The 22,335-nt window shown below is 43.6% G+C and carries 23 protein-coding genes and 6 pseudogenes; 22 read left to right on the plus strand and 7 right to left on the minus strand.

Annotated features, from left to right (window positions below; genetic code table 11):
• Positions 1-6: 6 nt before the first annotated feature.
• From H9Q79_RS17805 to H9Q79_RS17820, 4 genes and pseudogenes are all read left to right on the plus strand, one after another.
• Positions 7-816: a TPM domain-containing protein gene (locus H9Q79_RS17805; protein ID WP_132093431.1), complete on the plus strand. Its 810-nt coding sequence runs from the start codon at positions 7-9 to the stop codon at positions 814-816.
• Between the two features lie 242 nt (positions 817-1,058).
• Positions 1,059-1,799, plus strand: coding sequence for a hypothetical protein (locus H9Q79_RS17810; protein ID WP_249328873.1), 741 nt, complete (start codon positions 1,059-1,061; stop codon positions 1,797-1,799).
• A 40-nt stretch (positions 1,800-1,839) separates the two neighbouring features.
• On the plus strand, positions 1,840-3,318 hold the full coding sequence (locus H9Q79_RS17815) for an NHL repeat-containing protein (RefSeq protein ID WP_117891092.1): 1,479 nt from the start codon (positions 1,840-1,842) through the stop codon (positions 3,316-3,318).
• A gap of 238 nt (positions 3,319-3,556) precedes the next feature.
• Positions 3,557-3,886, plus strand: a pseudogene (locus H9Q79_RS17820) (MobA/MobL family protein); the annotation flags it as partial.
• 151 nt (positions 3,887-4,037) lie between these two features.
• Here the strand turns inward: H9Q79_RS17820 and H9Q79_RS18580 are convergent.
• Positions 4,038-4,193 (minus strand): annotated as a pseudogene (locus H9Q79_RS18580) (ISNCY family transposase); the annotation flags it as partial.
• Between H9Q79_RS18580 and H9Q79_RS17830 the strand changes: the two are divergent.
• Both H9Q79_RS17830 and H9Q79_RS17835 read left to right on the plus strand, forming a co-directional pair.
• A complete protein-coding gene (locus H9Q79_RS17830) occupies positions 4,183-4,641 on the plus strand; it encodes a YaiI/YqxD family protein (protein ID WP_249328874.1) in 459 nt (152 codons plus the stop codon). The pseudogene H9Q79_RS18580 and the gene H9Q79_RS17830 overlap by 11 nt on opposite strands.
• A 10-nt stretch (positions 4,642-4,651) precedes the next feature.
• Positions 4,652-5,170 (plus strand): hypothetical protein, encoded by a 519-nt coding sequence (locus H9Q79_RS17835; protein WP_118445428.1) that lies wholly within the window; start codon positions 4,652-4,654, stop codon positions 5,168-5,170.
• 16 nt (positions 5,171-5,186) lie between these two features.
• Here H9Q79_RS17835 and H9Q79_RS17840 read toward each other — a convergent pair whose 3' ends face one another.
• On the minus strand, positions 5,187-6,167 hold the full coding sequence (locus tag H9Q79_RS17840) for a relaxase family protein (protein WP_249328875.1): 981 nt from the start codon (positions 6,165-6,167) through the stop codon (positions 5,187-5,189).
• Between the two features lie 670 nt (positions 6,168-6,837).
• On the opposite strand from H9Q79_RS17840, the gene H9Q79_RS17845 reads away from it, so the two are divergent.
• Positions 6,838-6,945, plus strand: coding sequence for a type II toxin-antitoxin system PemK/MazF family toxin (locus tag H9Q79_RS17845; RefSeq protein WP_249329743.1), 108 nt, complete (start codon positions 6,838-6,840; stop codon positions 6,943-6,945).
• Here H9Q79_RS17845 and H9Q79_RS18735 read toward each other — a convergent pair.
• Together H9Q79_RS18735 and H9Q79_RS18585 are read right to left on the minus strand one after the other, a co-directional pair.
• A pseudogene (locus tag H9Q79_RS18735) lies at positions 6,917-7,000 on the minus strand (AAA family ATPase); the annotation flags it as partial. The gene H9Q79_RS17845 and the pseudogene H9Q79_RS18735 overlap by 29 nt on opposite strands.
• A pseudogene (locus H9Q79_RS18585) lies at positions 6,967-7,260 on the minus strand (site-specific integrase); the annotation flags it as partial. The pseudogenes H9Q79_RS18735 and H9Q79_RS18585, both read right to left, overlap by 34 nt.
• A gap of 159 nt (positions 7,261-7,419) precedes the next feature.
• On the opposite strand from H9Q79_RS18585, the pseudogene H9Q79_RS17855 reads away from it, so the two are divergent.
• The 5 genes and pseudogenes from H9Q79_RS17855 to H9Q79_RS17875 all read left to right on the plus strand — a co-directional run.
• Positions 7,420-7,743 (plus strand): annotated as a pseudogene (locus H9Q79_RS17855) (AAA family ATPase); the annotation flags it as partial.
• Between the two features lie 872 nt (positions 7,744-8,615).
• Complete coding sequence (locus H9Q79_RS17860; RefSeq protein WP_249328876.1) at positions 8,616-8,963, plus strand: hypothetical protein; 348 nt, start codon at positions 8,616-8,618, stop codon at positions 8,961-8,963.
• Positions 8,954-9,139, plus strand: a complete 186-nt coding sequence (locus tag H9Q79_RS17865; RefSeq protein ID WP_249328877.1) for a hypothetical protein — start codon at positions 8,954-8,956, stop codon at positions 9,137-9,139. The genes H9Q79_RS17860 and H9Q79_RS17865 overlap by 10 nt, the downstream gene beginning before the upstream one ends.
• A 131-nt stretch (positions 9,140-9,270) precedes the next feature.
• A complete protein-coding gene (locus H9Q79_RS17870) occupies positions 9,271-10,686 on the plus strand; it encodes a helix-turn-helix domain-containing protein (protein ID WP_249328878.1) in 1,416 nt (471 codons plus the stop codon).
• Between the two features lie 292 nt (positions 10,687-10,978).
• Complete coding sequence (locus tag H9Q79_RS17875) at positions 10,979-11,302, plus strand: hypothetical protein (RefSeq protein WP_249328879.1); 324 nt, start codon at positions 10,979-10,981, stop codon at positions 11,300-11,302.
• 154 nt (positions 11,303-11,456) lie between these two features.
• Here H9Q79_RS17875 and H9Q79_RS17880 read toward each other — a convergent pair.
• Positions 11,457-12,272: pseudogene (locus tag H9Q79_RS17880) on the minus strand (IS256 family transposase); the annotation flags it as partial.
• Between the two features lie 178 nt (positions 12,273-12,450).
• Between H9Q79_RS17880 and H9Q79_RS17885 the strand changes: the two are divergent.
• Both H9Q79_RS17885 and guaA read left to right on the plus strand, forming a co-directional pair.
• Positions 12,451-12,699: a KilA-N domain-containing protein gene (locus tag H9Q79_RS17885; RefSeq protein WP_249328880.1), complete on the plus strand. Its 249-nt coding sequence runs from the start codon at positions 12,451-12,453 to the stop codon at positions 12,697-12,699.
• 158 nt (positions 12,700-12,857) lie between these two features.
• Positions 12,858-14,147, plus strand: coding sequence for a glutamine-hydrolyzing GMP synthase (gene guaA / locus H9Q79_RS17890; RefSeq protein WP_249328881.1), 1,290 nt, complete (start codon positions 12,858-12,860; stop codon positions 14,145-14,147).
• Positions 14,148-14,372: 225 nt separating this feature from the next.
• Here guaA and H9Q79_RS17895 read toward each other — a convergent pair whose 3' ends face one another.
• Positions 14,373-14,906, minus strand: a complete 534-nt coding sequence (locus H9Q79_RS17895; RefSeq protein ID WP_024739121.1) for a helix-turn-helix domain-containing protein — start codon at positions 14,904-14,906, stop codon at positions 14,373-14,375.
• Between the two features lie 180 nt (positions 14,907-15,086).
• On the opposite strand from H9Q79_RS17895, the gene H9Q79_RS17900 reads away from it, so the two are divergent.
• The 8 genes from H9Q79_RS17900 (at position 15,087) to H9Q79_RS17935 (ending at position 20,505) form a co-directional block, all read left to right on the plus strand.
• Complete coding sequence (locus tag H9Q79_RS17900; protein ID WP_024739120.1) at positions 15,087-15,275, plus strand: transcriptional regulator; 189 nt, start codon at positions 15,087-15,089, stop codon at positions 15,273-15,275.
• Positions 15,275-16,366 (plus strand): site-specific integrase, encoded by a 1,092-nt coding sequence (locus H9Q79_RS17905; protein WP_118644598.1) that lies wholly within the window; start codon positions 15,275-15,277, stop codon positions 16,364-16,366. Before H9Q79_RS17900 ends, H9Q79_RS17905 begins: the two co-directional genes overlap by 1 nt.
• Positions 16,356-16,691 (plus strand): plasmid mobilization protein, encoded by a 336-nt coding sequence (locus tag H9Q79_RS17910; protein ID WP_118644596.1) that lies wholly within the window; start codon positions 16,356-16,358, stop codon positions 16,689-16,691. The genes H9Q79_RS17905 and H9Q79_RS17910 overlap by 11 nt, the downstream gene beginning before the upstream one ends.
• Complete coding sequence (locus H9Q79_RS17915) at positions 16,681-17,823, plus strand: helicase RepA family protein (RefSeq protein WP_118644594.1); 1,143 nt, start codon at positions 16,681-16,683, stop codon at positions 17,821-17,823. Before H9Q79_RS17910 ends, H9Q79_RS17915 begins: the two co-directional genes overlap by 11 nt.
• A gap of 97 nt (positions 17,824-17,920) precedes the next feature.
• Positions 17,921-18,154, plus strand: coding sequence for a hypothetical protein (locus tag H9Q79_RS17920; protein ID WP_024739116.1), 234 nt, complete (start codon positions 17,921-17,923; stop codon positions 18,152-18,154).
• Positions 18,155-18,231: 77 nt separating this feature from the next.
• Entirely contained in the window at positions 18,232-18,471 is a 240-nt protein-coding gene (locus tag H9Q79_RS17925) for a hypothetical protein (RefSeq protein ID WP_118645845.1), read from the plus strand.
• 208 nt (positions 18,472-18,679) lie between these two features.
• On the plus strand, positions 18,680-20,110 hold the full coding sequence (locus tag H9Q79_RS17930; RefSeq protein ID WP_118645843.1) for a MobA/MobL family protein: 1,431 nt from the start codon (positions 18,680-18,682) through the stop codon (positions 20,108-20,110).
• Between the two features lie 17 nt (positions 20,111-20,127).
• Positions 20,128-20,505 (plus strand): TnpV protein, encoded by a 378-nt coding sequence (locus H9Q79_RS17935; RefSeq protein WP_118645841.1) that lies wholly within the window; start codon positions 20,128-20,130, stop codon positions 20,503-20,505.
• Between the two features lie 153 nt (positions 20,506-20,658).
• Here the strand turns inward: H9Q79_RS17935 and hcp are convergent, their stop codons facing one another.
• Positions 20,659-22,299: a hydroxylamine reductase gene (gene hcp / locus H9Q79_RS17940; protein ID WP_004842266.1), complete on the minus strand. Its 1,641-nt coding sequence runs from the start codon at positions 22,297-22,299 to the stop codon at positions 20,659-20,661.
• Positions 22,300-22,335: the final 36 nt, after the last annotated feature.

Here is a 22,335-nt window from a genome sequence, read left to right on the forward strand (position 1 = left end):
GACGGAATGAAAAAGAAAATGATATCGTTTTTACTTATCCTCATCCTTTGTCTTGGTATGACAATTCCGGCATATGCAGAGGATTCCGAAGGCTTTGCGGATGAATATTACCGGGTGAATGATCTGGCCGATCTTATGACTGACAGTGAGGAAAGCAAATTGCTTGATGTGCTGGATGAAATCAGTATCCGACAGAAGATGGACGTAATCGTTATGACGACAGATACACTCGAAGGATTAACGGTTGAGGAATTTGCAGATGACATGTACGACTACTGTGAATATGGATATGGAGCAGATAAAGATGGTGTGCTCTTATTGATCAGTACAGAAGATAATGACTGTTACATATCAACCTGTGGTTATGGTATCACTGCTTTTACCGATGCGGGGATTAAGTATATTCCGAAACAGATGATGGATGATCTGAAATCGCAGGATTATTTTTCCGCATGTATGACATTTGCTGAGCTGTGTGATGATTTTATTACACAGGCACGAAATGGAAGCCCATATACAGCACGCACACTTCCAAAAGACGCCTTACCATTCTATTGGATCTTTATTTCCATCGGTGTTGGTGTGATTCTGGCATTCGTTATCGTCGGAAGAATGAAGGCACAGCTGAAGACCGTTCGGTTCCAGGCTGCGGCAGGAAATTATGTGAAAGATGGAAGTATGAATATCACAGAAAGCAGAGATTTGTTCTTGTACCATACAGTAACCAAGACGGCAAAAGAAAAGAGTTCTTCAGGCAGCAGCACCCACACATCATCTTCTGGTAGAACGCATGGTGGTGGAGGTACGAAATTCTAGGAAGGGGGTGACAGATGCTTTTGGTATGATTTCTAGTATCTGTTTTTGTTTGCTATGATATATTTTGCTCTGGGAAACCCGCTTTCTATTCTTGGGTGTGGGTATATAGTTTCTGGACAACTCTATTATACCATATCCAGTGAGGGGGTATTTCATTTTTAGTAACAAAAAATGCCGTATTTATGCGGCTTGTGGCGTTTCGCAAACGCCTAGATAATAAGTAATTGAAAGGAGAGAAGATTATGAGAAAAAAGTTGAATTTGTTATTTGGACTAGTGCTTATCATCAGTATGATAGTATTGACTGGTTGTGGAGGCTCCGGAGAAACAGGAGAAAAGAACCCGTATGAAGGGAAATGGGTAGCGGTGTCCGCTCAGATGATGGGAATGTCCGTCAGTATAGATGAAGTTTTCGGAGGAGATTTTGAATTTGAAGTGAAAAATGGCGGAAAAGTTTCCTTTTCAGCTGGAGACACTACAGGGAATGGAAAATGGTCTGTCGAAGATGATCAGTTTATCTTGAGCATCGAAGGAGAAGAAATGGTGGGAATCATCGGAAAAGATATTATTTCTTTTGATAATATGCTCGAGATGGGAGTAAAGGTGATTTTTGCAAAGGATGGAACGGATGCAATGGATCCGGCACTCTATCTGACAGAGGAGGAAAATGCAGTCATAGGTGAGTGGGCTGCAGAAAGTGTGGAAGAACTTTTAGGAGACGGACCTCAGACTTCTATGGAAGGAGTAGACAACATCAATGATGCACTGCGTCTTGATTTCAAAAGTGACCGTAATGTAACAGTTATTTATAAAGGGGAGGAGATTGGGACTTTCCCATGGTCAGTTGCACTGGGATATTGTTCGATTGAATCAGAAAATCCATCTCTTACAGTGATGATAAATGACGATGGTACTTTGAAAGTAGACTACAGTGATGATGATGACTACTACACATTCCACTGTGTAAAAAGTGACAGTGAATAACTGAAAAGGATGTGGAAATCATGAAAGGAGGGAAGACGCCATGAAAAAGAAACTGTGGTGTGTGCTGTGTATCATGATATGCATGATGATGATAGCGGCATGTGGACAAAAAAAGAATCCGGAGAAGAAAAAATCGGAAAAAGCAGAGCAGGAAGAAACAGAATTTAAAGACAGAGAAAGTCTTAAATTAAGTTTATTTACAGTGTATTATCCGAAGGCATGGAACTACGATAAAGAGAATATGAAGAAAGATGAAGAATATTCTTACGTTAGATTTTTTGATGGAGATACAGCAGATGGATCCGAGAATGTCATTTCTATAGAAGCGACCAAGGAGGATTCATATACATATCGAAAGAGTTTAATTGCCTTTGGAGTGGATTTAGAGGCATATGCTGAAGGGAAAATGGACACTGTAACAATAGGAAATGCAGAATATACAGCAATGCCGGAAAGTAATTCCATAGAAAAAACGTATATGTATCGTTATGAACAGTCTGGCACATCCTATGATATCAGAGTAAAAGGACAGGAAATAGATGATTCTGACAAAGAATTGCTGGAAGGAATTGTGCTGAAATTAGAGGATGAAGGAAATAAAGACGCACCATGGCCATGGGAGGGAGAGCCTCTTGAACCTGTATTGGCAGAGCAGATGGTAGGTTCTTATACAATCGTTCCGGAATATATCCCATTTAAAGAAGCACAGGGCGTTATGCAGATTATGGATCATCAGTTTGTAAAACAGGGCAATCAGGTATTCCATCTGCTGGAGAATAAACTGGATACTTATGAATATTCAGAAAGTGGACTTGAATTCGTTTCTTCGATGGAATTAGACGATGATTTTGAATATTTGTCTGGGGACAGCAGTGGAATGTTATATCTTTCACCGGGAATCGGAGATGTAATTGGCGTAAAAGATGGGAAAAAAGCACTTCAGACAACAGTAGACGGAGATCTGAATATGCATCCATCCGGAGAATGGGGAATCAGTTTCTGGGTGAACAGTGATACTCAGAAGATTGCGAATCAAGGCGGTAACCTGACGGCAGAACCGTGGATACTGACCGGATTAAATAACGATGAAGAACGCAAGGGACTGTTTTCCATGATAGATGACGTACAGATCACGAATAGTCATATTATGGTTGCCGGATCCATGGCTGCGGAAGATGAAGGCACAAAAATTGTTGTTTATGATTATGATGGTAATCAGCTTTTGAAATTAGGTGGAGAAGATATCAGTTCTCCGGACAAGCTCGGTTCCATTACAGGCATGGCGGAAACAGAAAATGGTTTTGTGGCTGCAGATGGAAATATGCGCGAAATACAATTTTGGGCAAAAGATGGAACGCACGTAGGTGCAATTTCTACAGAGGACATATTTGGTGTCAGTTATCCATGGCTGGAAGATATGCAGCTTTTAGATGACGGCTCTCTGTTAATTATGCTGACACAGGAACGAGACGATGGATCAGCAAATGAATTGATGTTTTTCAGATTGACAGGATTTTAATTGAAAAAATAAAAATCGCTTGCCGGCAGAAATTTATCTGCCGGCAAGTGATTTTTCTGTTTCCTGTTTCCAATATAAAGGTAGAATTTTATCACATCAGTGAATCAATTTTCATATTTATCGTATACAGATATATACAACATAAATGGCATAGAGGATCAACATCAGGATCCCCTCCTTTTTATCGAGTGCTTTTTTGGTCCATGCCATAATCCATACGATAACACTGAATACAAGCGGAACAGCTGGGAAGTGTATTGAAGGACGGGAGTTTATCATTGCACTTCCGGAAAGTTTTGTTGAGTACAAGGCAGATGATGTGGTAAGGCTTTTCACGGACAGCTTTCATAAAAGGTACGATGTGGAATGCAGTGCGGCACTTCACCATAACAAGAAAATGACCAATTACCATATTCATCTCGTATTCAGCGAACGGAAAATGCTGGAACATCCAGAAGTGAAAATTGCTACCAGAAATATGTTTTATGATGAGCAGGGCAAGCACAGACGCACGAAGAAAGAGATTTTAGATGAACAGGGAAATCTTCGGGCAGGATGCAGTATTATTTAGGTAATTGCGAAACTCGTTAGATTTATTTGTGTTTAGAACACAAAAAGAAAGAGCTTTACATTTGGGATATAACTTAAACATGGGGAGTGACTAATTTATACTTTGGGGCGCACTTAAATAAACCTCTGATTTAATTAAGCTGGTAAGCCTAAGCAATGAGTGGTTTCAAACTGCGAATATATTCATGATGATGAATTTTGTCTGCAAGAACAACGGTAATAAGTTGTGTGATACCTGCAAGGATCAAATCTGCATGGAGCGTTTTTTCGTTTTGTGTTTTTCGTCCGGCAAAGATGCAAATATTTGTTGATGCAGATGCCTGCCCTGTAGTTGCAATCATTGAAAAAATCGCAAAAGAAAATAGTGTTCCGGTAACGTTGTTGTGTGATACGAATCATGTTCTGTCATCAGCTTATAGCGAAGTTGTTGTTGTCGGTGCAGGAGCAGATGCAGTAGATTATAAACTGATCAGTATCTGCCATAAAGGAAATATTGTCGTATCACAGGACTACGGTGTAGCTGCAATGGCATTGGGAAAAGGTGCTTATGCTATTCATCAATCAGGTAAATGGTACACGAATGATAATATTGATCAGATGCTAATGGAACGTCACCTGAATAAAAAAGCCAGAAGAAGTTCCCGTAAATGTCATATCAAGGGACCGAAGAAGCGGACGGAGGAAGATGATGAAAGATTCGCTCAATCTTTTGAAAAAATGCTTTTGATGGCACGTGAGAAAGATGTCAGATGAGGAATTATAGATGCAGAGGAACAACAGAAGCTATAAAGACTTAAAACAAAAACAGAAGAGTGCAATAGCAGATAAAACATACAAAATGTACTTGAAGTTTTATCTTGAGAATCAGCGAATGCCGGTTGATGCTGAAGTGAATGATATATGCAAAAGGTTGTTTACAGCAGTTCAATCGCTTGCTCCTAAAACGGAATATGAAGAATTTTATAAAATTATGGAAAAGCGTGAAAAGAGTTATGAAGAACGTATCCTGAGAGACATTCAGAGTGGGATTACACTGGAAACACTTATGGCAAAAAAACATAAGAAAACGCCGGAAGAAAAAGCAGCTGTTGCGAAACAAAAGAAGCAGCAGAGGCGAGCAAGACGGAAAAAAGAAACAAGAGATAATCTGGCTAAAAAAGAAATCTTGCAAGATGACAGATTTTTCTTTATTGCTGGTTATACCTCCGGAGGTGCACCGTATGGTGTCACCTGGGAGGAAATGGGTCTGAAACCTTGGGAAGATTTGGAAGAGAATAATTGAGTTGTCAGTGCAATTTTTATTTATCTCTTGTGACTGAAACAGGTTCCCGTTTTGCCGGAAGTAAGTCAGAACTGATCTCTGGAGCATCGAGGAGTGCAGTGAAATTCTGCTGAATGATCTCCAGTGTATTCTGCTTTTTCTGTAATTCCTGTTTTTCCCGGACAGTAGCAGTCTGTTCACATTCAAGATTTTCAATTCGCTTCTGGATTTTATTAGAGCTTGGGATTTTGGTGACACCGAGATCCTGAAGCTCTTTTTTTAGTGAATCGTGGAGTTGGTATTCTGCCTGATGCTTACTGCGGTATGCTTTTGGATTTTTTGCAGATTTGCAATCTTCAATCACTTTACGGCAGAGCCGGTAAGAATCACAGTGTTTCTGAATGACTTTCTGTCTGCTCAGATTATTGTTGACTTGTGTTATTCTCTGATCAGCCGCTTTAACAGAAGCTTCAATGTCAGAAACATGCTGCTGGAAATCTTCATAATTCAGCAGGTTATTTTCGGAAAGATAGTTGAAGGTGCGGGTTGCCTCTTTTAGATTATTGAGCTTTGCCCATCGTTCAAATCCCTCTCGATTTCCAGTTGTGACATAAGTGGAGATATTGATATACAAGCGAGCTTCTCTGGACAGATGTCTTGGAGTTTTTACTTTGCTACGATTTTTAGCCAGACGGATGCGAACATTTTCTTCGGAATAATAGCTTCCGAGAGATTTCATATAAGTGAAGTTCTGCTGTTCCGGTGCACGGAATGACAGGTGCTTTCCTTGGCGGATTTCATATCCGGCTAACTGCATTTTCTGTAGAAATTCCTCATAGTTGATGGAAGTCCAGATTGCCTTATCAACTGCAACACGTAGCTTGGCTTTCCAACTGGTGCCACGATGATATTCCATATTCTCTTTATAGCTTTTACCTTTTTCTCCGGTTGGCATACTGGTGGCAAGTCCGTTTTCATGGCAAATGCGATTACTGATCCGGCAGATTTTATGGTACAAGCTGAAAACGATCCTTAATAAAATGCGTGAAATGTATATGAAAAAAATTTTTTAAAAAAATTCGGAAATTTTTTTGCATCTGCCGAAGTCATTTGACTTTAGTAATTAGAGGAGCTTTAAGGACTCCCTAAAATGCACCATGAAAACTGAATATCCAATAATAACTGACGTGACATTTCATACAGTGAGCACGAGGAAGATGCCGCTATAGGATTATAAGACGTAAGAAACTTTTTTGAGCTAATAATACTGCGAAAAAGCACTGACCAAAGCCAGTCGGCAGGCTGGTGATGCGATGACATGTGTGAGATGCGATACACTTGCAGACCCTGAGAAGTCTGTAACTGGTAAACCTATGAACTGCCAGAGCCTGGAAACGAGAGTTTTTGGGTTGTGGTCCGGAGTGTAGCATTCGGACAGGTTATTATTCCCTTCCTGCAGATGCAGGAGTAACGATTCGGGGTATCGAGGATAAATAGAATCGAGCGAGCACTGTTTAATAATCAAATTGGCTATAGAGGTTATGCGGCAGAGCTTTCCGTCTTGGAAAGGAACTCTGCCGTATCCCTGTGGAGCCAATATAGCGCTATGAATGCTTTACAAATTAAAAAGATTGGAGAGATGATAAGTGACGATTCGAAGAGGAGATATCTTATGGGCGGATCTCGGTATGTTCCCGACAACCTCGGTTCAGGGAGGAGTAAGACCGGTGATCGTAGTAAGTAACAACAAAGCTAATACATACAGTTCAGTCCATCCTCTGCTGTCTGATAAATGACATTTACCGGCTCCTGCACATTCATATCTCTGTCGAGACTTTCTCCCCTTGACAGCTTATTCCTCGTACAATCTCATGCTCCATATAAGATTTTGTAAATCGGAACATTCTTTCATTTGGCATAATTCCATATAAATGACTGCAATATTCTTTTAACTCTTCTGCCAGAAATGGTGGTATTGTAATCTTACGATTGCTCTTTGGGGGCTTAGGCGGTGTAAATACATCTTTTCCATCCAATCTCTGATATGATTTAGAAATGCTTATAATTCGCTTTTCCAAATCAATATCTTCATAGGTGAGTGCCAGCAATTCTGCTTTTGTCAATATAAGTCTAAAAAAAATTTGCTTTTAATTCGCAAAAAGCACCACTGTTTTCATCCAGTGATGCTCCATGCGAACAATCTTATTCAGTTTATGCTTTTTCTTCTTTGTAGAAAATGTCATCCATTTTCCAGTTTATCTCCATACGTCCTGGCAGATACAGTAAAGCCGAGGTTTGAACTTGCCGGGGCGGACTGCGAAAAGATACTGGTTATTGATGAAAGTGATAAATCCCTGTCTATGGCAGATGAAAGGCTGGAAGAGGCACTTGCTAAGACTGGGGCAAAAGTATTGATATTAGACCCGATACAGGCGTATCTCGGTGGTGGCATGGATATGAACCGGGCAAATGAGGCAAGAGATATGACGAAGAAGCTGGGAGCATTAGCAGAGAAATACCAGTGTGCAATTCTTCTTATTGGTCATATGAATAAGGCATCTGGTAATAAAGCAGCATACGAAAGAAACGGATCACCGTGCGATACATCTAAATAGAAAGCAGTTCAAGCCGCTTGTTTCTCTGCGGAGAAGCAGGCGGCTTTTTTTGCGTTTTGACGGCTGAAAAAATTTTTTGAAATTTTTTTGAGATGGGGGTTGTCAAACGGCCTCTCCCATTCCTAATAGGTGAAGGGGTTAAATTCCAAACCGGAGTTTCTTTCCTTCGGAGAACCTTGAAAATTGAATATACAGGCACTAAGGACGTTAGTTCTGATGATAGCCCGAAGGTGGGTACGCCAAGACCTCGTCGAAGCAAGTTTCGCTGTTATCGTTTCCGTGTAAACACGAAAACTTATACGCTACACTGCTTCTCCTCTTCCCAAAAAGTCTTACGACTTTTCGGGAGCCCTAAAACGAGCGAGCAAGACCCCCCGATCTGAAACTCGGATTGCTACCGAGACGGCAAGGACAGTCAGAATGATAATGATACTTCCCTACGGAGCTGGCGGAGAACCCGGCAGAGATGAAATCCCTATGATACGGTTTCGCAAACCGTAACTTTAGTGCTTCCCGTAAAAAGCGAAATGCTTTCCGCAGGGGTGGTTGAGAACAAATACTGCGGTCAGATACATAGCCGTTTCTATGGAAGGGATGCGAAATTGTATCTAGCACTCTTACGGTCATTGCAGAAAACCCCTTGAAATACTACCTGACTACCCGAAAGAAAAACTATCTCTCTAATCTAAATCTATCTTGTAGAATTAGAACTATCTCTGCAAAGCAAACGCACAGTTCACGAATTTGGGAGGGACTTGTTATGATTTAAGATTACCCCTTGTTTCGCACCTTTGTCTGCGGCCTGCTTTTTGATTAAAATGAGGGCAGAAAAGCAAAGGAGTGAAACGATTATGAGAACAAAGACAACCGCCTTTTTCACGATTCTGATCCTGCTTGTGCTGACGGGCTGCAACAATGCCTTGCCGAAAGAAGATAAGCCGCAGCCGTTTTCTTTTTCGGAGAGTCATAATCAAAGCTCTCCCGAATCCGAAGCGCCTGCCGCAGAAGAAAAACAAGAGGTTGAAACAACGCCTGAACAACCGCAGGATTCTGAACCCGAGAAGAAAATTCCGCCAACGGAGGAAAGCACGGCATTGCCGAACAGATACAGGCTATTCCTGATATCGGGCAGACAGCGCACCCCGCCAATCTGCCTGATGAAGCGGACAAGCCCGTGCAGGAACCCGTTGTGCTGGTAAAACCAAGCGTACTCGAACTGCCTGAAAGCAAAGAACCTGAACCGGAGATCACACCCCCTCCCCAAACAGAACTACCCGAAGAAGAAAAGCCCGTTGAAACCGAGCCTGCCTTTGACATTGAGCATTGGGTTTCCTTTGCGAAAGAATATGCGAAAAGCGTGGGAATGAGCTTGTAGACGGCGAACTTGACGAGGGCGACGAAGCGCCGGAACGCAGTGAGAAAGCCTACGAGCGATAACCCCCTCTTGACATATGTTATCATATATGATAACATATATACTGAAAAATAATCGAAGGGAGGGATTCTGTGACGGAGAAAGATTTACTGGTTTCCCGGCAGAGTGTAATTCAAAAATTGACGCAGGCACGGCTTGAAAAAGGGCTGTCGCAGGCGCAGCTTGCACGGCTGATTGGGACGCAGAGATCCAACATCTGCCGCATAGAAAGCGGCGCTCAGAATCTCTCCCTCAATATGATGATACGGATTGCCGAAGCGCTCGACAAGGATTTGAATATCCTATTGGAAGAAAGGAATCAGACAATGACCAACATTTATTCCCTTCGCCTTTATGACGAAGATTTGATTACCTTCTCCCTCGAAGAACGGGGATTGGAGGGTTTACAGGCGAATATTCTATCTGCGGATACCGAAAACAATCATTTGTTTCCCCTTGATTTAGAGCTGACCGATGAGGGGATTGTGAAGTGGCTGGAAAAACGGGTAATCCCCAAAAACCGCCAGTTCGTCGATGAAATCCTGAAAACATTGGGACTCAGCGTGAACAATACCAAAGGGATCATCGACGTATGTATGGGGCTGTCGCTCAATGACAGCTATTGGGTAGTACCCGCCGATTTTGCGGGTAAATTTGCCGAGTATAACCTATATGAAAACCGCTTTTCCGAAGCGCTGTCTTTGGTCGCCTATACAGGAATCGGCGGAAGCAACGAAGCTTTTTCGACCTCTCCCGAGCTGACTACAAACGGTATGCTGAGGAAGGCTTGGCGGTTTGTTGAGGGCGACAGTATTTATTTGTATAAAGGCGGAACGGAGGGTGCGGCAAACACCGGAAACGAGCCTTACAGTGAATACTATGCCTGTCAGGTTGCAAAAACAATGGGCTTAAATTGCGTCGAATATGATCTGGAGAATTGGAAAGGTATCCTCGCCTCCAAGTGTAAGCTCTTTACGGACATCAATGTTTCCTTTGTTCCCATTGGCCGTATCCTGAAAAAAATCACGCTGAAAAGCTGTTTGGATTACTACAAAACTTTGGGCGATGATTTCTATGAGCAGCTTTGCGGTATGCTTGTTTTCGACGCCCTCATCTATAATGAGGACAGACATTTCGGGAACTTCGGCGTTCTCCGGGATAACCACACCGGGGAGATTATCTCCCCCGCACCCATTTTCGACAACGGATTGTCGCTTTTTAATTTCGCTATGCCCGATGATTTCAAAGAGCTGAAAGAATACGCAAAAACCCGTTCCAACCCCTACCGGATTTCCTATGAGGAGGTCTGCAAAGAGGTAATGGGCGCAAAGCAGAAGGCGCAGCTTCACAAGATGGTTGGCTTCCGGTTCCACCGCCACCCTTCGCTCAATCTGCCCGAAGAAAGGCTTACGGCGATTGAAAAGCAGCTTGGAGAACGCACAAGAGAACTGCTCTCGATACCGTCCCGAACGAATACAAAACGCAAAGATCCGTCTTACGAGCGATAATCCCCTGCGGTATGGGGGTTCCATACCGCTCTTACATACTGCGGTGAAGCGGAAAAATCCCAAAGCCGTGGTATAATATTTGCAATTTTTATTGATGAATTTCGAGCGTGAGAAACCATTAAATGGATAAAACATATTTAAGATTTTTGCGAAGCGGATTAGCTTGGCCGCTGTAGGAATAGAGCGCAGAGAGGATAACACCCCGTATTTTTGTACTCCAAAAGGTGCATCTGTTTTCGGGTGGACGGGAATAGATGGGATACACTTTTGCTTCTTACGAGGATTTGGCGATATGGTTTTTGTGGTCAGTCCTATGAACACTGCGCCGGACTATGTTCACCCAGTTGCTAAGAATTTTTCGGATTTTTTGCGACTCATATTGGTGTGCGGCGATGTAGCGGCGGTAGAGCAAGCATGGATGTGGGATAAAATACAGTTTGAAGCTTTCTTGCAGGAAAATCCCATCACGCAGGGGCAGCAGCAAACATTGTCGGAGATAGTGGAGAAGCTAAAGCTGAAACCGATGGAACAGCCGTGGAGCTATATCAAACCCTGCAATCTTCATTTGATTACAGCAAAATCAAGTATACAGAAGATTATTATGATATTGATATGAACCCGACGGCAGCAAATGCAGATGGAAACGGATACCCCCCTTTGTATGAATTATGCTCCCCTTTTGAAGCTAAACGGGAAAGAGCTACAGGCGACACACGGTTGCTCCGTGTGTTTTAATCCCTGTCTAACAGACAGTTTTTTCAATGATTTAGGAGCATTTTGGCCACCAGCTTCACCTTGGAGCGAGGCGTAACCGAGAACACATTGCGGTAAAAGGACGGTGCAGCGCTGGTACTTAGCTTCAGGAAACACTTCTCCCACGGCTTCCAACATACCAAGGCACTTGTCACCGACGATGAGTTTCACGCCGTCCAAGCCACGACCACGCAGCCACTGGAAGAAACTGACCCAGCTGGCCTTGTCCTCCTTCATACCCTCAGCGGCGCCAAGAACCTCTCGGTAACCATCTTCATTCACCGCAATTGCTACCAGAATGGCTACATTTTCGAACTCTCCGCCCCAATTTCGGCGCAGATAGAGCCCATCCACATAGACATATGGGTAACGCCTACCTTGCAGAGGACGATTTCGCCAATCCTCAATGTGGACATATGCCTTTTTGTTTAGTTCACTGATGGTAGCCGGGACACCTTGCTGCCCCACAGTGCCTCCGTAATATCCTCCACACGCCGCACGGAGACACCTGCCAGGTACATCTCGATGAGGGCTTCTTCCACACTGCTTTCCCGGCGGCGATACCGCTCAATGATGGCGGTCTTAAAGGAGATTCCCTTGAGCTTGGGCACCTTGAGCGTGACTTCTCCAGAAGTGGTGGTGAGGTTCCGGCTGTAGTGGCCGCTGCGGTAACCCTGACGCTGCTCGTTGCGCTCATACCGGGCCGCCTGGGTTAACTTCTCCGCCTCCTGCTCCAGCAGTTCGTTGAGGGTTTCCTCTACGCTGCCACGAACCAGCTCTTTGAGTTCGCTCTTGATTACGGCCTTGTTTAGTTGTACAATCTTCTCGGACATGGTCTGCTGTCTCCTTTCAGAATGGTGTGTTGCAACTTCATTCTACCAGAGATCTGCAAACCATGTCTCTTTTTGCGAAACTTATTGTACCTTATCCCTTGTTTTATAAGATATGGTATACTTTGAAATAAATGAAAGAGTTAAAATGAAAAAGGCCAGTAGGAAGGGAGGCTAGGCCATGAAGAATATGAAAATAGATGCCAACGGAACAGAAATCAGAGTAATGGGAGATGTTGTTAATGAGGACGCTTATATTTCGTTGACTGATATTGCTAAATATAAAAATCCTGAAAACGCTTTTATCGTGGTGGCAAACTGGATGCGTAACCATTCCACGATTTCATTTTTGGGTTTGTGGGAGAAAATTCATAATCCCAATTTTAAACCTATCGAATTCGATAGGTTTAAAGTAGAGTCATGCAAATAATTTTGCTATTGGGCCTGACTTTCTAAGCAAAACTGCAAGTAAAATGATTCTTTTTCTTTTAGGTATGCCTTATTACAAAAATTGATATATTTCTTGCATTTCCTCTATAGACCGTGATAAAATAACGAATACATTCTACTACTATTTAGGAGGTAAATATGAAGCAAGATATGATCCTGATCCTCGATCTGGGCAGTGATGAAAATACCCGCCTGGCCCGGGAAATCCGGGCCTTAGGCGTATACACAGAGATCCATCCTCACGATATTTCCCAGCCGCAGCTGGCGGCTCTTCCGAACGTTAAAGGTATTATTTTGAATGGCGGCGTCAATCGGATCGTCGACGGCGTGGCGATCGACGCCGCCCCTGCCGTATATGAATCCGGCCTTCCGATCTGGTCTGTCGACCACAAAGGTAGTCCTGCCCTGGCTGCCGAAGGCCCAGAGCGCGAACAGGCGATTGCTTCGTTCGTTTTTGACACCTGCCGGGCCGAAAGCAACTGGAACATGGAAAACTTCATTGCCGATCAGGTTGAACTGATTCGTAACCAGGTGGGCGGCCGCAAAGTTCTTTTGGCCCTTTCCGGCGGCGTTGACTCTTCCGTTGTGGCTGCGCTGCTCATCAAGGCAATCGGTGATCAGCTTACCTGTGTTCACGTGAATCATGGCCTGCTTCGCAAAGGCGAACCGGAACAGGTTGTTCAAGTATTCCGCCATGAGCTGGGTGCGAATCTGGTTTATGTTGATGCTGTGGACCGCTTTTTGGACAAGCTGGCGGGCGTAGCTGATCCAGAGGCCAAACGGAAAATCATTGGCGCTGAATTTATCCGTGTTTTTGAAGAGGAAGCCCGGAAATTAGAGGGCATCGAATTTCTCGCTCAGGGTACGATCTACCCTGATATTATTGAGTCCGGCACTAAAACGGTAAAAGCGGTTAAGAGCCATCACAATGTGGGTGGTTTACCGGAGGATCTTCAGTTCCAGCTGGTAGAGCCCCTGAGTATGCTATTCAAGGACGAGGTTCGCGCCTGCGGCGTTGCGTTAGGCCTTCCGGCTTCTATGGTTTACCGTCAGCCCTTCCCCGGCCCTGGTTTGGGTGTCCGCTGCCTGGGTGCGATTACCCGGGATCGTCTGGAAGCCGTCCGGGAATCTGATGCAATCCTGCGGGAGGAGTTCGCAGATAATGGGTTAGAAGGAAAGGTATGGCAGTATTTCACTGCAATCCCAGATCTGAAATCGGTTGGCGTACGGGATGGAAAACGGGCCGATGAATGGGCGGTGATCATCCGGGCAGTCAATACGATTGACGCGATGACGGCGACTGTGGAAGATGTGCCCTTTGCCCTGCTACAGAAAATTACGGGGCGAATTACCAGCGAGGTAAAAGGCGTGAATCGGGTGCTGTTTGACCTGACACCAAAGCCGACAGGAACAATTGAGTTTGAATAAGTTGTAGTATCGTAAAAAACCAGTATTTATGCGGGCTTGCGGCACTTTCAAAAGTCTTTTGATAACAAATTGATAACAGTTGCATAAGAGCCATTATTCTTGTAATCCAGTGGTTTTATGGTTAGAGAATGATTGACAGGCGGTTGTGTAACAAATAAATCCATATTATAAACTAAGCCCTTAGCTGTGGGTATGAAACTCATGGCTAAGGGCTTTTTGTCGTCTTTATTTATCTGGTTTGAGTTGATCTTTGAACATTTCCACTAAAGCGTCACTAAGTTCCTGTGATGGCACTTTCGCCCATCTCTGTGTGGTATCGAACTTTGGATAGTGGTAACGCCAGTTATCGTATTCTTCTTTGCTGATTTCTTCGGAAGATAACTTGTCCGCCTGTTCTTTCCAAGCATAGAGCATTTTCAGTAGTTCGTGAGCGTCTTTTCCTTTGTTCTTGTTGACTTTCAGACAGACTTCTCCGTCTGCTTCGCTGACAGTCAGACCGTATAAATCTTCAAGGGTAAACAAAGTGTGCATCAGTCCGATATAGCTGTCAATATCGGGTACATCGAGGGCATGAGGGGAAACATCAAGTGCCTGTGCCAGTGCAGCAGTAAGTTCCGCTTTCGGTTTTCTTGTTCCTGTTTCATATTGTGCTAAACGTACATCGGCACTTCGCTCAGGAAAGCCAACAATCGTACCAAGATATTTTTGTGTCATTCCACGCAGAATGCGGAAAAAATGTATTCTCTCTCCAATCGCCATAATCATCGCTCCTTGTATATGTAGTGTAATTAGTATAGCAGATATGTTTAGGCGAAGTCAAGATAATATAAAACAAAAAAGTTTAATATTTTTCCAAAAACCACTTGACACAAACAAATATGCTTAGTATAATAAGCTAAAAATTAAGCAAAAAAGTTTAGAACAAAAGGAGGACAATCTATGGAGAACAAATTTATTCGTGCCGAAGAAGTGGCACAGGAACTAAGCGTATCAAAGCCTTATGCTTATAAGTTAATCCGGCAGTTGAATGAAGAACTGAAAGCCAAAGGTTTTATTACGATTACAGGGCGTGTAAACCGCCAGTATTTTTATGAAAGGCTCTACGGAGCAGGAAAGGAGGAAAAGTAATGCCGGTATTTAAGAATGAAGCTAATGGAACATGGTATGTGATGGCAAGGTATGTGAACTGGAAAGGCGAGCGTAAGCAGAAATGCAAACGTGGTTTTGCCACCAAGAAAGAAGCTCAGGAATGGGAGAGAATGTTTCAGTTACAGAATGCGTCTGACCTTGATATGAGCTTTGAAGCCTTTACCGAACTGTATATCCGGGATGTGAAAACCCGTCTGAAGGAGAACACATGGCTGACAAAGGAGCATATCATCCGCACGAAGATACTTCCGTATTTTGGAAAGTTAAGAATCAGCGAGATTTCCACAAAGGAGATTATCACATGGCAGAATGAACTGCTTGCCTATCGGGATGAGAAGAAAAAGCCATACTCACAGACCTATCTAAAAACGTTGCACAATCAACTGTCAGCCATATTTAATCATGCGGTACGTTATTATGAGTTGCGTTCCAATCCTGCCGCAAAGGTGGGAAATATGGGAAGTGAGGAACACAAGGAGATGCTGTTTTGGACAAAAGAAGAATACAAGAAGTTCTCTTTTGAGATGATGGACAAGCCAGTTTCCTTTTATGCTTTTGAAATGCTTTACTGGTGCGGTATCCGAGAAGGGGAGCTGCTTGCACTGACCGCAGCGGATTTTGATTTTGAGAAAGAAACGGTCAGAATTAACAAATCTTATCAGCGGCTACACGGAGAAGATGTGATTACCACACCGAAAACAAAGAAAAGCAACCGCATGATCAAAATGCCGAAGTTCCTTTGTGAAGAAATGCAGGAGTATTTGAATCTGCTCCACGGATTGAAGAAGAAAGACCGTATTTTTACAGTCACAAAAAGTTATCTCCATCACGAGATGGACAGAGGGGCAGAAGCCGCAGGCGTAAAGCGTATCCGCATTCATGATCTCAGGCACAGCCACATCAGTTTGCTCATTGATATGGGATTTTCGGCGGTGGCGATTGCAGACCGTGTGGGACATGAAAGCATTGACATCACTTACCAGTACGCTCATCTGTTCCCGTCAAAACAGACGGAAATGGCAGATAGATTAGATGATTTAGGGAAAGGAGAGATTGCAAATGTCAGCTAAGAACAGGGATAACAAAAACCGATGGAGAAACATCACAGTAGGATTTCGGGTATCCCCCGAAGAAAATGAACGCATCAACAAGGCGGTCGCCTTATCGGGGCTGCCCAAACAGGAATACTGTTACCGCCGCTGTCTGAATCAGGATGTGGTGGTACAGGGCAATCCGAGAGTGTATAAGGCACTCAAACTGGAACTTGCCGCTGTCCTTACAGAGTTAAAGCGGATTGAAGCAGGGAACAGCGTGGATGAGGAATTGATGAACGTAATTGAACTGATTGCCATTATTCTTGGCGATCTGAAAGGAGAGGATGAGAATGGAGAATAAAAAAGAAAAGGCTACTCCGAATGTATCTGTTGGCGCAGATACGGAGCAGCCAATTCAAAAAATCGCTGAAAATAGTATATCCGAGTATGAGGAAAATATCAAGAGCTTTGAGGAAATACAGAGAGAAATGCAGTTGAGTTTAGACCCCTCCTATCTCAAAGCAGTTTCCATGAATGAACTGTTTGATACCCAGTACCAGAGCAAGCCGCCGCTAATTGACGGTCTGCTCTACCCCGGCACATATATTTTTGCAGGTTCTCCCAAACTGGGAAAGAGTTTCCTGATGGCACAGCTTGCCTATCACGTCAGCACAGGCACACCGCTTTGGAATTATACCACCCGAAAGGGAACGGTACTGTATCTTGCCCTTGAGGATGATTACCGCCGCTTACAGGAACGTCTGTACCGGATGTTTGGAACGGAGAGTGCGGACAACCTTTTCTTCTCTGTTTCTGCCAGCCAACTTGGGAAAGGACTGGATGAACAGCTTGCAAGGTTTGTAGCGGAGCATACGGACACGAAACTGATTATCATTGATACGCTTCAAAAGGTGCGGGAAGTTGGCGGAGATAATTACAGCTATGCAAACGATTATCAGATTATGGCAAGGCTGAAAAGTTTTGCAGATGCCCACGGTCTTTGTATCCTGCTCGTACACCATACAAGGAAACAGACGGCGGATGATAAGTTTGATATGATTTCGGGAACAAGCGGACTGCTCGGTGCGGCGGATGGGGCGTTTCTCCTTCAGAAAGAAAAACGGACAGGCAATGCCGCAACTTTGGAAGTATCGGGCAGGGATCAGCAAGACCAAAAGCTATACCTTATCCGCAATACAGAAACGTTATTGTGGGAACTGCAAAGGGCAGAAACTGAACTGTGGAGGGAACCGCCAGAGCCTTTACTGGATGAGATTGCCGAACTTGTTATGAAGGATATTTCTTCTTGGGAAGGCTCGGCAACGGAACTGGTTTCGCTGATAAAGGTAGAAATTCAACCCCATGTCATCACACGAAAACTGAATGTTCTTTCAGGGAGGTTGTATGCGGAACATGGCATTTATTATAAGAACAACCGCACCCATGATGGAAGAAAAATACGGTTTTGGAAAGACGATACAGAAACAGCGTGACAGTTGGTGACGGTTGTGACGGTATTTTTGACAGCGGGGGCGGTATCGAAATAACCGTCACAACTGTCACATACCGTCACGGAGAGGATGGGATACGATGAGAAACGTGCAAATATCACAGGAATTATTTATGCAGCTGCTCCGCTTTCACTTGATGGAAGATGAGAGTTGCGAAAAAGAAATCAAGAAGGAGTTGGAGAAAAAGTTGGACAGGATGGTTATGCGTGACCTGTTTGGAAAATCAAAAACTGCACCGACAGAGGAAGAACGGGAACAGGCAAGAAAAGAATATCTGGACAGGCGAGGAGTGCCGGAGAGTTTCCGTTGGTAATTCTTCCTTGTCTGTTATTCACAGGGGTGTGGCACACCCCTGTGAATAACAGACAAGGTAGGAAGGGAGTGTTGCAGATGTTAAAGCAGCCGGAAAGAGAAAGCAGAAACGTGAATGATTTCTTTTATGAGATGGAGGGCAGACAGCTACAAAAAATGAACAAGGTACTGGCAGGTGTGAAACTGACAAAAGCAGAGGAAAGAACTCTGATATGGCTTGCCGGATGGGAAGAAAGTACCGTAGACCACCTGCTGTCAGTCATAGAAAAAGTAGCCCGGATACGGGCAGATAAAAAGGGTGGATACGCCCATAAATGAAATCGCAAGTCTGAGTGGTAATCAGATTATGTAATACAAAAATAGCCCTCGGCGATTGAGAGCGAAATACACCCATCGCACAAACCTAAAGTTTTATGCTCTTTGTATTTCGCCCTGCCGGGAGCAAACCGCCGACAGGCGGATAGGTTCGTAAACAGGTGCCTATGCACCTACTCACAATAAAGTCGGCGAGAGTCGAGGAAGGAGGATGCTTATAGGTAGACATTCATTTATCAGACAAAGCAAGCTGTCCGATGTAGCTGGAAGGATTGATTATATCTCCGATCCGAAACGACAGGAATATCTCTATGCGACCTATCAGACAGAAGGAGCAACACCGGAGTTTTGGAAAAATCTTGCAAGAGAAAATCAATTGGACTTTAAGGCGAGTGGTTCAGTAGGGAAATGTATTGAAGGGCGTGAGTTTATCATAGCACTTCCCGAAAGTTTTGTTCAGTACAGGGCAGATGATGTGGTAAGACTTTTTACGGAAACTTTTCATAAAAGATATGGTGTGGAGTGCAGTGCTGCCCTTCATCACAACAAGGCAAAGACGAATTATCATATTCATCTTGTATTCAGTGAACGGAAAATGCTGGAACAACCCGAAGTGAAAATCGCTATCCGAAATATGTTTTACGATGAGCAGGGGAAGCATAGGCGCACGAAAAAAGAAATTTTAGACGAGCAGGGCAATCTTCGGGCGGGGTGCAGTATTATCCCCAAAGGGGAAGTTTATGAAAGCCATATCTTCACGAAAAAGGATGAATGGTTTAAGAACAAAGCCTTTACCAAAGAAGTCAAGGAACTGTTTACCGATACGATCAACCGATATGTAAAAGAAGAATCAGAAAAACTATCCGTATTCCAACAGGGCGGCGTATATCTGGCGACCAAGAAAATCGGAAAGAACAATCCGAAAGCAGAGGAGATAAAGGCGGACAATGCGGCAAGGCAGGAATGGAATCGGACAGTTGATGTGGCATTAGTCGAGGGTGTTCCCGAAGAAGATATTTTGAAGATCAAGCAGGAAAAAATCACAGATAAAATGTTGCAATCTATCAGGACATACGGCTGGATGCCGGAGATGTTCCGTCAGATTATCCGAGGTGCGAAAGACTTTTTACAGGAAGTAATTTTCAAATTCAAACTACTGCCTAAACCTGTGCCAAAGATTGATTTGCAGGAATGGAAAGATATGCAGAAGCTCATGTATGAATTGCAGAGACAGTCCATGGAGATAAAACGCACACAGCAGGATATTTCTTCTTTGAAAAAGCAACTGTCACAGTTACGGGGGCTATTTAAAGGCAAAGAGCGAAAATCTCTGGAAGGGCGAATTGAACTGTTAGAAGATTTGGAAAAGCGTCTGCACAAGAGTTTGGAACAGATAGTAAAACGGGAAGGCTATCCCAATGAGCAAGCCTTTCAGAAGATTTATAACAAGGCAGAAGAACTGATTATAGAATACAATGAAGAACTGAGAGCATGGAAAAATCAGACGGAGCAGAAGAAAGAAAATCCGTTAGAACAACCGAAAAAAGCAAGCGTACTGGAAAAGCTACACCGCTATCAGCAGGAAGGAAGACAGCAGCCGAAACGGTCAGTCAAGAAGAAATCAATGGATAGAGAACGATAAGAAAGGTGGAAACGATTATGAAGAAAACAATATTTGAAGAAATGGGCGGCACTTATATCAGACACGGGGATTATCTTATCCCCTGTCTTACCTTGCCGGAGGAAGAAGAACAAAGATTTATCGGCGTATGGGGACAAAGACATAAATACTATTTGAAAGAACATAAGAGAGCGGTTTATATTACTCTGCTTACAAGTGATAGGCTGAATAGTTATCTTGCAGATATAGAAGAACAGGCGCAGGAACGCTTTGAAAGGATTGTAGAGCAGATGAAACAGGCACTGGGGATTACAGAACAGTTAAAGGCAGAAAATCAGATGGAATGGGTAGCGAGAATGAATAATATACAAGCGTGTGCGAGGGAGATTGTGGATAAAGGGATGATTTATCAATAAGAAAAGGTGTATGGTGGAAAGCAAGTCTGAAAACAAAATGATTAGGCGTTGTCAGATTCGAATAACAGACAGAAAACCTCGGATGCCCATTTTATAAGGGTTTCCGAGGTTTCTTTATGCCTGTTGGATCTATTTCTTTTGACGGAGTATTTTTTATGCGTTAATACCGAAAAACTTCTCCATATCCTCTTCCACAGTGCCAATTCCTGCAATGCCGAAGTTCTCGATCAAGACCTTTGCAACATTCGGGCTGAGAAATGCCGGAAGTGTAGGGCCAAGGTGGATATTCTTCACACCAAGATATAAAAGAGCCAGAAGAACGATAACTGCTTTTTGCTCGTACCATGCGATATTATAGATAATTGGCAGATCGTTAATATCGTCAAGCCCAAAGACCTCTTTGAGTTTCAAGGCGATTACAGCAAGGGAATAGGAATCATTGCATTGACCTGCATCCAGAACACGTGGGATGCCATTGATATCGCCTAAAGGCAACTTGTTATATTTATATTTTGCACAACCGGCAGTAAGGATGACAGTGTCCTTCGGCAGAGCCTTAGCAAATTCTGTATAGTAGTCGCGGCTCTTTGCTCGACCATCACAGCCCGCCATAACCACAAACTTTTTGATAGCACCGCTTTTTACAGCTTCTACAACTTTATCTGCCAAAGCCAGAACCTGTGCATGGGCAAATCCGCCGATGATTTCACCGGTTTCGATTTCACTCGGAGCGACACATTTTTTTGCATGCTCAATAATCGCAGAAAAATTTTTTTGTTCGCCAATTTCTCCCGGAATATGTGTACATCCCGGATATCCCGCAGCGCCGGTAGTGTAAAGCCTGTTTTTGTAACTATCCTTAGGAGGAACAATGCAGTTGGTTGTCATTAGAATAGGACCGTTAAAGGATTCAAATTCTTCTTTTTGTTTCCACCAAGCATTCCCATAATTACCAACAAAGTTAGGATATTTTTTGAAAGCGGGATAATAATGAGCTGGCAACATCTCGGAATGCGTATACACATCCACTCCAGTTCCCTGTGTCTGTTCTAACAGCATTTCCAAATCGCGCAGGTCGTGGCCGGATACCAGAATGCCGGGGTTCTTTCTGACACCGATATTTACCTTTGTAATTTCGGGGTTTCCATAGCTGTCTGTGTTAGCCTTATCCAGCATTGCCATACCGGATACTCCGTATTTTCCTGTTTCCATTGTTAGAGCAATCAGATCTTCTACACTAAGGTTGTCATTCAGCGTGGCAGCCAGTGCTTTCTGAAGAAATGTGTCAACTTCATCGTTGTCCTTCAACAGCACATTTGCGTGCTTCGAGTAAGCGGAAAGTCCCTTCAAACCGTAGGTGATTAACTCGCGCAGAGAGCGAATATCCTCGTTTTCGGTAGAAAGAACACCGACAGTTCTGGCTTTTTCTTCCCAGTTTTCAGATCCGTTCCATTTTGCGGCTTCAGGCAGAACAGTCAGATTGGTAACTTGCTTTAGCAGAACTTCCTTTTCGGTCAGTGTAGCACGGATTCTTGATTCAATGCTCTCTTTATCAAAATTTGCGTTGGTAATGGTAGTGAACAGATTCAGAGTAATCAAGTGATTGATTTTGGCAGATACCTGCTTACCTTCCTGACGCAATGCAGTCGTAATAGCCGAAATTCCTTTTGTGACATAGACCAACAGATCCTGCATGGCCGCTACATCAGGTTTCTTTCCACATACGCCGGACATGGTGCAGCCCTTGCACCCGGCGGTTTCCTGACACTGATAGCAAAACATTTTTTGTTCCATAATATGCCTCCTAAAAACTATTAAAATTTGAAATAA

Source organism: Wansuia hejianensis (genome assembly GCF_014337215.1).
GTDB classification, from domain to species: domain Bacteria; phylum Bacillota; class Clostridia; order Lachnospirales; family Lachnospiraceae; genus Scatomonas; species Scatomonas hejianensis.